This is a genomic window from Collinsella ureilytica (genome assembly GCF_019795105.1).
GTDB lineage: Bacteria > Actinomycetota > Coriobacteriia > Coriobacteriales > Coriobacteriaceae > Collinsella > Collinsella ureilytica.
In genome coordinates this window covers 1-12,649 of sequence record NZ_JAIMFO010000011.1, presented here as the reverse complement: position 1 = coordinate 12,649, position 12,649 = coordinate 1, and the positions used below count along the sequence as shown (strand labels likewise).

Below are 12,649 nucleotides of genomic sequence, written 5' to 3'. Positions count from 1 at the left end.
TCAAATACAAAAACTCAAACTAGCAAGCTGCCTTCAGTAATGCGGGCTCCTCATCGCTTACCAGCTCCGGAGCAACGGCGCAGACACTGTTCACACCAGAACCTGATGCATGCTTTTTTGACACCGAAAGGGACGGTGTATTCGCTTGACTACCCTGAGCTGCTGCCCAAGTTTTTAAGGGAAGCGAGCTGATATTGATAAAGCCCATGGCGTCAGTCTGATCAAAGGCCTCGTCGTTGTCGTAGGTTGCAAGCTTTTGGTCATACAGCGAGCTTGAGCTCCTGCGTCCAGAAACCGTGCAAGAACCCTTGTAGAACTTGAGGCGCACCTCACCGGTCACATGCTGTTGCGTCTCATGCATAAACGCATCCAATGCCTGCTTAAGCGGGCTAAACCACTGACCTGCATACACAAGCCCTGCCCAGGTTTGCTCAAGCTCAAGCTTTGCATGCAACACTGAGGCCTCAAGGCACAGATCTTCAAGAGCCTTATGCGCCTGAATGAGCGCCAAAGCGCCCGGTGCCTCATAGCACTCCCGCGACTTCAGACCAACGCAGCGATTCTCAATCATGTCAATCCGGCCAAATCCATTGGAGCCCGCAAGGGTATTCAAGTTCACAATCAACTCGGCAAGCTCCATTGCGTGCCCATTCAAGCTCACCGGCACACCGTGCTCAAAGCCAATAACAACCGAAGTTGCAGCATCGGGAGCATCTTCTGCTGCTGTAGTCATCGTCCAAATGTCTGAGGGCGGAGCAGCCCAGGGATCCTCAAGGGCACCAGCCTCAATAGCGCGTCCCCACAGGTTGTCGTCAATCGAATACGGCTTTTCGATGCTGGCCTCGACCGGCACACCATGAGCCACGGCATAGGCAATCTCATCAGGCCTCATGCCTAAATCCCACTCACGAACGGGGGCAATTACGCTTAAGTGTGGATCGAGGGTCATGATCGAAAGCTCAAAGCGCACCTGGTCGTTGCCCTTACCCGTGCAGCCATGGGCAACATACGATGCACCGTGAACATGAGCGGCGTGCACTAAATGCTGAGCGATGAGCGGGCGAGACAGTGCGGAAACGAGCGGGTATTTATTCTCATATAAGGCATTTGCAGCCAAGGCAGGCACGACGTAGTTCGCGCAAAACTCATCGCGCATGTCTACCACCTCGCATGCAATAACCCCTAATGAAAAGGCCTTTTCCTTAATTGCCTCAAGGCCGTCGTGCTCTTGTCCGACATCTCCTAACACGGCAATGACATCAAGGTTCTTTTCTTCTTGGAGCCATTTCACGCAAACCGACGTATCAAGGCCTCCGGAATAGGCGAGTACAACTTTTTCTTTGGATTGCTGCTTGCTCATGGGGTGTCCTTCCTCAACTGTGGAATACCGGATGAGCCCACGATGCCGACAGAGCTCTTGTGCTCTGCGGCCGCGCTATGGTTTCAAATCAGAGGTTCCCAACAAAAAAAACGGCTCGTCGGGAAAACCTCGACGAACCGAACGTGGACCCAGTGAAGGCATCTGCCTTCGCGGACGTGGGCGACGTTATCGTCGTCGAGGGATCATACGGCGGCGTCGGTTATACACAGGAGCTGGGTTTGCGCATGCAGAGGTGGTAGCAACTGCCAAAACCTCATATGTTGTAGCTGCGCGCAACAAAACTGCTCCAAACCAGACGAACGCCGAAAATCTGCGAGTCTTCTTAGACCTCGCGTTCCGGTCATAGTACGGGAACATCCGCAAACAGCCAAGTTTTATTTGAAATTGTTGCCGTCATGTTTCAGCGCCTGCATGCAAACGGAATTGATACGCGCGCGCTGGATATAGGAGGGGTTGATGCGCGCCCACTCAAAGTAGGCTGTACTGACACACGTCCGCTGCATACGGGCAGAACGTGCGTACTAGTTCTCTGGCGTCAGAATCCGTACTGCCTTGCTCAACCGAGCATCAAAGGTGTCCGAGATCAGCGTCAGACCTTCCAAATCAAAGACTTTCACATTTGATACCTGATGAAACTTACTGCTATCGCAAAGTACATAGGTCGCATTTGAGTTCTTGCGTACGATCCGCTTCTTTGACGCTTCGTCATAGCTCGGATTGGTGACCCCGCGCTCTACGCTCACGGCATTTACACCCAAAAAGGCCTTATCAAAATAGACCTCACTCAAAATCGCCTCAGCAATCGGGCCGGTCATCGAAGAGGTATGAGGATTAAAGCTGCCGCCTATCACAATGATTCGCGCACGCATATCTCCCGTTACCCAGCACGCCGATCCATTGCCCGTATAAATGGTGACATCGCGATCAAGCAACTGAGCAAGCAGCATCGTGCCACTCGAGCCTGAGTCAACATAGACGGTATCTCCATCAGAGATCTCAGCCGAAGCTCGTTTGGCAATCTGCTCTTTTTCTGCTGCATGCAAAGCACTTGCAACCTGAATGCCCCGCTCATGAGAAACCGTTCTTAACTTGAGCTTCACTCCCCCACCAGAAAGGATCTCTACCCGCCCCTCACGCTCGAGTTCTTTGAGGTCACGGCGAAGCGTAGAAACAGAAACATCAGGTAAGAGCTCCTGTAAGTCATCTAGGTGTAAGAGATCAGCCTCATGGAGCTGCTCGATGACCAGCTCGCGGCGCTCATAAGGAATCATCGGCACCTCCAGAAACGATTATTCGAACTTCATCCTAACAGAGCAAAGGCGGCCACCACAGAAGGTAGCCGCCACAAACATAATGCGATCGCATACGCCTGCCGGTTTAGGCAAGCTTGTCTTCAGCGTTGGTAAAGAGATAGCCCAGTACAGCTCCGACCACGGTAGAAATAGCAAGTCCAGCCATGGCAAAGCCGAAATTAGCAGCATCCTGGCTTACAAAGGCAGGGAAGGTGGTTACCGAGCCAAATACAAAGGCAGTCGCTACGACCTTCATTAGGCCTAAGAAGGCTCCACCACAAGCACCAGCAATAATTTGGGCAGCAAAGAGCTTCTTATTGTTTACCAGCATGCCAAAAAGGGTCGGCTCAATAATTGCAGACAAAGCAATCGTTACCACACCACTCATGGCAAAGCTCTTGTAGCGCTTGCTCTTCACCTTGAAAAAGACACCAGCAGCAACGCCGATCACGGCAAAGTTGCAGGCAAAGGTGAAGGGGCAGATATAGTCAAAACCGTTCTGAGCAATATTGTTGATCATAATCGGGTTTACTGCCCAGTGAATGCCCATAGAGACCAGAACCGACCAGCCGCCGCCTACCAAAACGCCGGCAAGTACTGCGCTCTTATTGATGAGCCAGTTCACAACAAAGGCAATGCCCTCACCAACATACACTCCCAAAGGACCGATGACCATGATGGTAAGCGGAACCATAACAAAGAGTGAGACCGCGGGCAGCACTACGAGTTTTAAGGTCTCAGGAATGCGGGCATCCAAGAACTTATAGAGATAGGAATAGACCCAAATCGCCAGAATAGCCGGGACAACGGTTGAGTTATAGCCCATGAGCACCACAGGGATACCAAAGAAGTCCGTCATCGCTCCGTTGCCAACATCTCCCATAAGCTTCATAAAGTCTGGGAAGAGCAAGCATGCACCGATGAGCGCTGAGAGATACGGGCTTGCACCAAAGCGGCGACCAGCAGAGAAGGCAAGCAGAACAGGCAGGAAGTAAAATACGCTCATCGATAGCGTATTCCAAATTACAAAGGTGCCCGAGCCTTCTGCTACGACTCCGAGCTGAACCGCCAAGATCAAAAGGCCACGTAGGATTCCCGAGCCAGCCATGGCGGGCAATAGTGGCGCAAAGATACCGGAGACGGCGCTAAAGATCTTGCTCACCACGCCCTCACCGCTATCGGATGAGCCTGCAGCCTCTTCAGAAGCTACGCCGGCGACCAGCTCAAACTCCTCATAGAGCTTTGGAACTTCCGTTCCTATGAGCACCTGATACTGGCCAGCCTTGCTCACCGTATTGATGACACCATCAACTGCCTTTACCGCCGCGTCATCCACCAAGGCTGCGTCTTTTACATTGAGCCGCAAACGCGTTGCGCAGTGTGTCATGCCGGAGAGATTCTCCTTGCCGCCGGCTGCAGCAAGGATCTCCTCGGCCATCTTCTTCCAGTCTCGTTTCATGATGCATCACCTTCCATTGCACCGAAGAACTTACGAACAAGACCAGCAGCGGCAATTGCATCGTTTTTATCAATGACCGCTTGGATCTCGTCCAAGCCAACCCAATCAATCGCAGCAGAGAGCATGGCGAGCATGCGAACGTTTTGCTCGCTTTCCTCTACTGCGCCCTCAATAATTGGGAAGGTATCGAAGTAAATGGCCTTGTCATAGCCGTGCTTCTTGAGATAAAAGAGCAGCTCAAGCGTTTTGATCGGCGTGGCCATGCCGATCATAAGGCCGTCATCCATCACGCCGTAGCCGTCGTTTAGATGGATGCCATAGAGTTTTTTGGCAGCACCAAATAAATCGGCTGCCATGGCGGGGTTTTCGTGCTTCATGAGCATGTGGCAATAATCGAGCGTAACCCCAAGATTTGGCTTATTCACCGCTGTCAGAATCATTGAAACGAGGCCCATACTATCGATGAAGGCATAGGAGCGCTCTTCAAAAGGCTTATACTCAATGGAAATATTGAGATCTGGAGCATAGTCACAGATGGCGGTGAACTGGCGAACCAGCTGCTTAAACACACGGTCGTAGGCAATCTGGAAGCTGTAGTCAAAGCCATCAAAGCCAAGCCAGACAGTAACCGTGCTGCCCCCTGCCTCACGGCAGTAGTCACACGCCTCACGGCAAAGCTTTAAGGCATGCTGAGCAATTGCTGGATCGGCATTTCCCAACTCACCATTGATAAAATCTGATCGAAAACGAAGCGCAACGCCATTCAGCTCAAGGTGTGACGCCTCAAGCATCTGCTTCATGCGCGCCGGCTCAATGCCGGATGTATGCTCGGGGTAGTTCAGGTCAACATGGGTGAGCCCTGCCTCTTCGAACTGGGTAAACACACGCTCCACGTCTTTTTTACCTTCACGGAAATACGAATTGATCCTTGCTGCAGCTTTCATTCCATCACGCCTTTCACGTCAGTGATGTTCTGGACTGGCTCCATATTAGATCATATTTTTTCAGTTTTTTCTAGAAGATTTTAAATTGCTTTATGTTGGCGCAAAAAATGTCAAGGATTCGCGGTAGGATGATAGAGGAATGAACGGGCATAAGAACCCTCTGTTGGTTCAGAGCTTTTAGGTGAGGAGAGCATATGCTGCTTTGTCCCAGTATGATGTGCGCAGACTTCGGAGCCCTGCGTGAGGAAACCCAGGCACTTGATGCTGCAGGGGTAGACATCTTTCATTGCGACATTATGGATGGAACCTTTGTCCCCAATATAACGATGGGGCTCATGGATGTGCGCGCCATCCGAGCGGCAACCAACAAGCCAATTGACTGCCACCTCATGGTAGAAAACCCGTCTCAAAAGATCGACCTCGTGGCAGATGCTGGCGCAGACATTATCTATATCCATCCCGAATCTGAGCGCTATATGGTAAAAACCTTGGCTGCCATCCGCGATAAGGGGCTCAAGGCTGGATTGGTTATCAATCCAGATACCTCGGTGCACACGATTCAAGAGATGCTGAACTTTGCCGATTACGTCATGGTTATGACCGTCAATCCTGGCTTTGCTGGCCAGCAGTTCATTGAGTTCACAACAGAGAAGATCAAGACGCTCGCAAGCTTGAAAGAACGCTACGGCTTTGTGCTCACCATTGATGGGGCTTGCAGCCCTGAGCGAATAGAGCGCTTACATGCGCTCGGAGCTGATGGCTTTGTGCTCGGCACGAGCGCGCTCTTTGGACATGGCCCGTATACGGAAGCTCTCGCAAAACTGCGCGCCCTGTAAGGCGAGACCATCTGATATGTGCAAGCTGGTATCATGCAGCAGGAGTCCAATCGAGCAGAGGAGCTCAAGAATGAAAATTGCCATTGGAAATGATCATACTGCGGTAGAGCTGAAGACCATCATCTCTGAGCACCTGCGCTCACTCGGTCATGAGGTTTTGAATCTGGGACCTGATAGCACTGAGCGCTTTGACTATCCAATCGCAGGCTATGAGGTAGGAAAGGCCGTTGCTGCAGGCACGGCAGACTTAGGCATTCTCATCTGTGGAACCGGAGTTGGTATTAGCTTGGCTGCCAATAAGATTCACGGCATTCGCGCGGTGGTTTGCTCTGAGCCCTATACCGCACGCCTTTCTCGCCAGCACAATAATACGAATGTGCTTGCCTTTGGTGCCCGCGTTGTCGGATCAGAGCTGGCAAAGATGATCGTAGACGAGTGGCTGAATGCCGAGTTTGAAGGCGGGCGTCACCAAGGCCGCATTGATATGATTGCCGAAATTGACCAAACGCAAGAGCTTGTCGCTTGCAAGTAGCATGGCTCATTTGGACATACGACCGTATACGAAAGGACGGCAGATGCTCCCGAGCCTTCTTGATAACCCTAATCTCGCTTCTATTAAACTCATTGCCTCAGACATGGATCTGACGCTTTTGGCAGATGATGGCCGCATGCCTGATCATATGTATGATCGTATTCGCGCACTTCGAGATGCAGGCATTGTATTTTGCCCGGCAAGTGGGCGCGCTAGCTATACGCTTCGCCATATGTTTCAAGAGGTAGCCGACGATATAGGCTATATCGCTGATAACGGTGCCTCAGTTTTTATGGGTTCGTGCCGCCTGCATACCACCTTGTTTGACGTTTCAGAATACCAAGAGCTCTTGCGGTACACCTTGGAGGATGGTCGCGGTTGCCCCTGCGTCTGCGGGGTTGAGCGCTGCTATTTACGGCGTGAAGATCAGGTCTTTGACGATCAGTTTGCCAACTATTACGTCAACCGCGTGTATGTGGATGACTTAAGCCAAGTCACAGCAGACGTGAATAAGTACACGGTCTACTTCCCTGATTTTACGAGCGAAGAGGCATACGCCAACACCTACGGACCTGCATGGTCAAGCCGTTATAACGTGACCAATGCCGGAAGAGACTGGATTGACTTCATGAAACCCGGAGTCGATAAGGGCTCTGGCTTACTTCATCTGTGCGAGCACCTCGGCATCGATATTAGCCATGCCTGCGCCATTGGAGATACCTATAACGATATCCAAATGATTCGAGAAGCAGGTATGGGCTGCGTTGTTGCAAATGCCGAGCCTCACATGCACACGCATGCAAGCAATGTTGTGCCCAGCAATAATGAGGGCGGCGTAGCACAGGTGATCGACGCAGTACTTGAGGCAGTTGGCGCGCCCTATCGTCCTGCATGACGCCGCTTAAAGCCCTCAGCCAAAAGAATTCCAGTACGTAGTAGAATGAATGATCCAGTCGCGCTCCGACCGCCCTCCGTGGACGGAAGGGGCGCGAACATTTCAACGAGACAGTGAGGAACGCGATGTTTGCCCAGCAGGCGCTTGAGCCGACCCCCGACCGTCACACAAAGGGAGAGGCATCAAAGGGTGCGAGCGGGGCGATCCCGTTCTCCCTTGGTATGGTGCTCGTCACCCTCGGCGTGGTGTACGGAGATATTGGCACCAGCCCCATGTACGTTATGAAGGCCATTGTGGGTGGAAATGGTGGCCTTGCAACGGTTGGAGAAGAGCTCGTTTTAGGTGCCTTGTCCTTAGTTATCTGGACACTCACCTTGGTTACCACCGTAAAATACGTACTCATTGCCATGCGCGCCGATAACGGCGGTGAAGGTGGCATCTTTGCCCTATATAGCCTGGTGCGTAGACGCAGTAAGTGGCTCATCTTGCCTGCCATGGTTGGTGGAGCCACGCTTTTGGCCGATGGCATTTTGACTCCTGCCGTTACGGTTACCACCGCCATTGAAGGTCTTCGCACCATCGAGATCGGCCAGCAGCTCATTGGGTCTGACCAAGGCAAAGTGGTGATGATCACCATTGCAATCATCTTTGCCCTCTTTATGGCACAGCGCGCCGGTACCTCTAATATTGGTCGTGCCTTCGGACCGGTCATGACCGTTTGGTTTGGCTTTTTGGGTGCAGCCGGCATCATGCACCTGGTTGAGAATCCGGGCATCCTTCGTGCTCTTAATCCAATCTACGGCATTATGTTTTTGGTCTCTCCCCACAATCACGCCGGGCTCATGATCTTGGGTTCCGTCTTTCTGGCAACAACCGGAGCCGAAGCGCTCTATTCAGATATGGGACATGTTGGAAAGCCCAATATCTTTGCCTCCTGGCCTTTTGTAAAAGCCTGCCTCATCCTCAATTACCTCGGACAAGGCTCATGGCTTCTGGCAAATTCTGGCTCAGAAGAGCTCCTCGCCATCAATGACCTCAACCCCTTCTTTGAGATGCTGCCCGAGGCCATGCGCCCCTTTGCCGTTATTCTTTCTACGGTTGCCGCCATCATTGCCTCTCAGGCTCTCATTACGGGGTCCTTTACCATTGTTTCTGAGGCCACGCGCTTAAACCTCATGCCGCACCTCAAGATCAATTATCCGAGCGACACCAAAGGTCAGCTTTATATCCCCATCGTGAATCTCATCATGGGTGTGGGCTGCGTAGGCGTGGTGCTCTTGTTCCAAACCTCCTCTCATATGGAGGCCGCCTACGGCTTGGCCATTACCCTGACCATGCTCATGACCAGCATCTTGCTGTTTGTCTATCTTGCACGCCTTATGGGTCGCCGCTTTGGCGCTGTGATCTTTTTGATTTTCTTTGGCATGATCGAGGCCATGTTCTTCCTCTCAAGCCTCACCAAATTCCGCCACGGTGGCTATATCACCCTGCTCATGGCTGCTGTGCTGCTCGCCGTCATGCTTGTATGGAGGCGCGGTACTGCAATTGAGCGCACGCAGACGGTCACGTTGCCCATTAAGGATTATGTGGACCAACTCGCACGCCTGCGCAATGACAAAGAGTATCCCCTTTTGGCTGATAACCTCGTCTTTTTGCTGAACCGCTCTCAAGACGGCGCTATTGACCGCGACGTGCTGTACTCAGTACTTGATAAGTATCCCAAGCGTGCACGAGCCTATTGGTTTGTAACCGTTTTGGTAACCGATGAACCTCATACGCGCCTGTATCGGGTCGATTCTGTTGGTACCGACTTTATCTTCCATGTCACCATCAAGCTTGGATTCAAGGAAAATCAGCGGGTGAATGCCTATCTTCGCCAGATCGTGGGAGACCTTATGGCCTCTGGTGAGCTGCCACCGCAAAGCCATGAGTACTCGGTGTATTCTGAGCCTTCCGCAGTGGGCGATTTCCGCTTCTGCATGCTGCGCAAGTCTCTCACACCCGAGTCTGACCTACTCATGATTGATCACATGGTTATGACAGCAAAGTATGCAATTCGCCGCCTCTGCGGATCGCCCGCTCAGTGGTTTGGCCTTGAAAACGCCTCAACCTTTATTGAGTATGTGCCGCTCTTTGTGAAGCGCCGCCCAACCGTACACCTCGAGCGCGAGCTTTTGCCCGCTGCAGGAGCCACCGCAGCCCCCGGCACAGATGCACAAGATGGCCCAGATACGGCAGATGTCGTACATGAGGAAGCCATCGAGGATGCTGATAGCGATGTAGACAGCGAAGACCTCTTCTCAGAAGGCCTCCCTACGGCTGAGGAGTAGGAGCACAGAAGCTTGTAGAAGCGATCCCTCTGTATTGCATTCAGAATCTCGTGAAAGTACTAGATGCAGTACTTAGACAACACAGGACAACATCGACTTGGCGACGCATTGCGAAATGCTATCGACAATGATGCAAAGCTTTCCATCATTGCATCCTACTTCACCGTGTTTGCCTATGGTGAGCTCCGCGATGAGTTCTCTCGAGTTGATGAGCTGCGTTTCATCTTCGACGAACCCACGTTTGTAAAGCACATGGAATCAGACAAGGTTCCACATGAGTTCGTTGTTAGCCGAAGGACGCGTGAAAAAGACATCGGTGGAACCGGCCTGGAGTTAACGCTTCACAACAATATCAACCAGCGCGCATTAGCTCGTGAATGCGCCGAATGAGTGCATCAGCACGCAACCTTTAAAAGCGCCCGTCAGCGTGGCATGATTGCGACAACTAGCAGCTACCATGTGGAGAATATCAACAGCGAAAGCCAAGCATTTATGGGCAGTACGTCCAATGCATTTTCGCTCGAAGGGCTCGGCTACGAGCGCAAACCAGGCGTGCTAACTGGAGTAAGTCACTTTGAAACGAGCATTGAGGCATCCGGTCTCAAGGCTATGTTTGACGGAATTTGGGAAAATCCAGCACTTGTTGAAGACGTCACAAACGAGGTAGTCGAACAAATCCAGACGCTCTATAGGGAAAACTCGCCTGAACTTGTCTACTTCCTCACGCTGTATCACCTGTTCAGAAAGTTCATTGAAGACGAGGAAGACCCTATACGACCGGGTCTGCGATTCGAAGAGTCAGTAGTCTGGAATAAACTCTACGAATTCCAGCGCGATGCGGTTGTGGGAGCAATCCGTAAGCTGGAAAAGTACAAAGGCTGCATTATCGCCGACAGCGTTGGCCTTGGTAAAACCTATGAAGCACTCGCAGGAATTAAGTATTATCAAGAGCGGAATAGCCGCGTGCTCGTCCTCTGTCCAAAGCGTCTACGCAATAACTGGACCTTATGGACACGCGGCAACGACGACCGCAAGCCACTCGCTGAGGATCGCTTCTCCTACGACGTGCTGAACCACACTGATCTCAGTCGCTACTACGGAATGAGCGGAGAAATCGACCTCGAACACCTACGCTGGAACAACTATGACCTTATCGTCATCGATGAATCTCACAACTTCAGAAATAAGAGTACCGATGCAGAGAAGAAAGATCGCTACACCCGTCTCATCGAGGATATAATCAAAACTGATGTGCGCACCAAGGTATTGATGCTCTCTGCTACGCCGGTTAACAATAAACTGCTCGACTTGCGTAACCAAATTGAACTCATCACAGAAGGCGATGATGAATACCTCGCTGGCACAGATGGCATCCCATCTATCACTCAAGTAATCCGCGTCGCTCAGGCTCGTTTCAACGAGTGGAGTAAGCTCGACGATGCCCAGCGCACAACCGAGAGCTTTGTAAATGCAGTACATGCAGACTACTTCAAGCTACTCGACGTACTCACGATCGCACGGTCTCGGAAGCACATAACGAAATACTACGGCGCTGCATCAGGCACATTCCCAACCAGGCGTCCTCCCCTGTCGTTTCAGACCCCTATCGACGCAAAAGGTGAGCTTCCAGCAATCTCTGAGTTAAATGACATGATTGCTCAACTCTCCTTCGCCCAATACCAAGTGCTCTCATACGTTAGACACGACAAGCAATCAAAATACGAAGCGTGCTACGGAGACACGTGGGGCAAAAACTTTGAGAGTCAGGTAAACCGTACGACGGCTGTTGCAAATCTTATGAGGGTAAATGTTTTAAAGCGCATGGAATCAAGTGTTAACAGCTTCCGAATTACCCTACAGCGAATTCTCAATGCTTGCATTGAACTCAAAAACCGTCTAGATAATGTAGACACGAACCGTGCGTACGAAAAGTGCGATAGCTCCTTTGAGTTTGACGATGAAGATGATGCTGAGGAGTTTGTAGCAGGCGGCAAGATCGATGTTGATCTACACGATGTAGATGCGCTGCGATTGAGCCAAGACCTTGACTTCGATATTGAGAGGAATGCTGAAGGCATAGAAGAGCGCTTGGGCTACGAAAAGTCAAAACACATCTTTGATTACCTCTCTGAAACCGGCATGATTGACATCAAGGGTGCTGTAACACCCGAACTCAAGACCTCCGCACAGGAAGGCAAGGTGGAGCTTCCCGCCGAACTGGAACCTGCCGCCGAACAGGTAGCCGACATCATTATTTTATTCGCAAGTCTCAGACGGTGCAGATACGCGACAAGGCCAAAGAGGTCACCGTTGAGCTCCAGAAGGATGTCACACTCGACCCGGCTTTTCAGGAACTGTGGGAGCGCATCCGTCAACGTACACGCTTTGAGGTAAACGTTGACTCTAATGAGCTTGTGCGCCAATGCATCGAGGCCGTCAACGGCATGCTACCCGTTCGCCCGCCTCTGGTGACGAGCGAACGTGCTTCGCTTGCCGTCAACGACGCCGGCGTGGATGCCGAAGGTACTGGCATGTCGGTGGTGGGCACCGCAGGCCGAGTTGCCTATGACCTACCCGACCCGGTAGCAGAACTACAGGATACTGTAGGTCTCACGAGGCGCACTATCGCGGCAATACTCGAAAGCTGCACCCGCATGGACGAGTTCGAGGTTGACCCGGCAACATTTCTTGCCCAAGTGGGAGAGAAGATCAACAGAGTGAAGAACAGCCTGATTGCCCAGGGCATTACATACGTGCGCCTGCCCGAGGACGAGTGGTACACCATGCGCGATCTTGACCCAGGCGACCTTACGGCCTACCTTGATCAGAACGCCTGGAAACCCAATTTTGTAGCTAAGAGCTTATATACCTACGTGATATACAATATAAATAGCAGGTAGAGTATATAATTTGATTATCAGGCAATATTCATTTTTGAGACAAAGTAAAAGGCGCATTTTCCGCAACCTAGGGACAAATT

Annotated in this window: 11 protein-coding genes; 7 read left to right on the top strand and 4 right to left on the bottom strand. The window is 51.6% G+C overall.

Annotation, left to right across the window (positions count from 1 at the left end; all coding sequences use genetic code 11):
* Nucleotides 1-19: 19 nt before the first annotated feature.
* The 4 genes from K6V98_RS08430 to K6V98_RS08415 form a co-directional block, all read right to left on the bottom strand.
* Complete coding sequence (locus tag K6V98_RS08430) at nucleotides 20-1,360, bottom strand: argininosuccinate synthase (RefSeq protein ID WP_222200094.1); 1,341 nt, start codon at nucleotides 1,358-1,360, stop codon at nucleotides 20-22.
* Between the two features lie 542 nt (nucleotides 1,361-1,902).
* Complete coding sequence (locus tag K6V98_RS08425; protein ID WP_222200093.1) at nucleotides 1,903-2,652, bottom strand: DeoR/GlpR family DNA-binding transcription regulator; 750 nt, start codon at nucleotides 2,650-2,652, stop codon at nucleotides 1,903-1,905.
* Nucleotides 2,653-2,758: 106 nt separating this feature from the next.
* Nucleotides 2,759-4,132 (bottom strand): PTS transporter subunit EIIC, encoded by a 1,374-nt coding sequence (locus tag K6V98_RS08420; RefSeq protein WP_222200092.1) that lies wholly within the window; start codon nucleotides 4,130-4,132, stop codon nucleotides 2,759-2,761.
* Complete coding sequence (locus K6V98_RS08415) at nucleotides 4,129-5,076, bottom strand: sugar phosphate isomerase/epimerase family protein (RefSeq protein WP_222200091.1); 948 nt, start codon at nucleotides 5,074-5,076, stop codon at nucleotides 4,129-4,131. Before K6V98_RS08415 ends, K6V98_RS08420 begins: the two co-directional genes overlap by 4 nt.
* Before the next feature lie 194 nt (nucleotides 5,077-5,270).
* Between K6V98_RS08415 and rpe the strand changes: the two genes are divergently transcribed.
* The 7 genes from rpe (at nucleotide 5,271) to K6V98_RS08380 (ending at nucleotide 12,569) form a co-directional block, all read left to right on the top strand.
* Nucleotides 5,271-5,912: a ribulose-phosphate 3-epimerase gene (rpe, locus tag K6V98_RS08410; RefSeq protein ID WP_222200090.1), complete on the top strand. Its 642-nt coding sequence runs from the start codon at nucleotides 5,271-5,273 to the stop codon at nucleotides 5,910-5,912.
* A gap of 70 nt (nucleotides 5,913-5,982) precedes the next feature.
* On the top strand, nucleotides 5,983-6,444 hold the full coding sequence (rpiB, locus tag K6V98_RS08405; RefSeq protein ID WP_222200089.1) for a ribose 5-phosphate isomerase B: 462 nt from the start codon (nucleotides 5,983-5,985) through the stop codon (nucleotides 6,442-6,444).
* A gap of 43 nt (nucleotides 6,445-6,487) precedes the next feature.
* Nucleotides 6,488-7,339, top strand: a complete 852-nt coding sequence (locus K6V98_RS08400; RefSeq protein ID WP_222200088.1) for an HAD family hydrolase — start codon at nucleotides 6,488-6,490, stop codon at nucleotides 7,337-7,339.
* 125 nt (nucleotides 7,340-7,464) lie between these two features.
* Nucleotides 7,465-9,669: a KUP/HAK/KT family potassium transporter gene (locus K6V98_RS08395; protein WP_222200087.1), complete on the top strand. Its 2,205-nt coding sequence runs from the start codon at nucleotides 7,465-7,467 to the stop codon at nucleotides 9,667-9,669.
* Nucleotides 9,670-9,732: 63 nt separating this feature from the next.
* Nucleotides 9,733-10,059, top strand: a complete 327-nt coding sequence (locus tag K6V98_RS08390) for a phospholipase D-like domain-containing protein (RefSeq protein ID WP_222200086.1) — start codon at nucleotides 9,733-9,735, stop codon at nucleotides 10,057-10,059.
* Nucleotides 10,060-10,128: 69 nt separating this feature from the next.
* A complete protein-coding gene (locus K6V98_RS08385; RefSeq protein ID WP_222200085.1) occupies nucleotides 10,129-12,063 on the top strand; it encodes an SNF2-related protein in 1,935 nt (644 codons plus the stop codon).
* Nucleotides 12,064-12,083: 20 nt separating this feature from the next.
* Entirely contained in the window at nucleotides 12,084-12,569 is a 486-nt protein-coding gene (locus tag K6V98_RS08380; RefSeq protein WP_222200084.1) for a hypothetical protein, read from the top strand.
* Nucleotides 12,570-12,649 lie beyond the last annotated feature (80 nt).

Excerpts from the sequence above, each read along its gene's own strand:
- rpiB (WP_222200089.1), top strand. The coding sequence starts at position 5,983 with ATGAAAATTGCCATTGGAAATGATCATACTGCGGTAGAGCTGAAGACC.
- rpe (WP_222200090.1), top strand. The coding sequence starts at position 5,271 with ATGCTGCTTTGTCCCAGTATGATGTGCGCAGACTTCGGAGCCCTGCGT.
- K6V98_RS08425 (WP_222200093.1), bottom strand. The coding sequence starts at position 2,652 with ATGATTCCTTATGAGCGCCGCGAGCTGGTCATCGAGCAGCTCCATGAG.
- K6V98_RS08420 (WP_222200092.1), bottom strand. The coding sequence starts at position 4,132 with ATGAAACGAGACTGGAAGAAGATGGCCGAGGAGATCCTTGCTGCAGCC.
- K6V98_RS08400 (WP_222200088.1), top strand. The coding sequence starts at position 6,488 with ATGCTCCCGAGCCTTCTTGATAACCCTAATCTCGCTTCTATTAAACTC.
- K6V98_RS08395 (WP_222200087.1), top strand. The coding sequence starts at position 7,465 with ATGTTTGCCCAGCAGGCGCTTGAGCCGACCCCCGACCGTCACACAAAG.
- K6V98_RS08430 (WP_222200094.1), bottom strand. The coding sequence starts at position 1,360 with ATGAGCAAGCAGCAATCCAAAGAAAAAGTTGTACTCGCCTATTCCGGA.
- K6V98_RS08390 (WP_222200086.1), top strand. The coding sequence starts at position 9,733 with ATGCAGTACTTAGACAACACAGGACAACATCGACTTGGCGACGCATTG.
- K6V98_RS08415 (WP_222200091.1), bottom strand. The coding sequence starts at position 5,076 with ATGAAAGCTGCAGCAAGGATCAATTCGTATTTCCGTGAAGGTAAAAAA.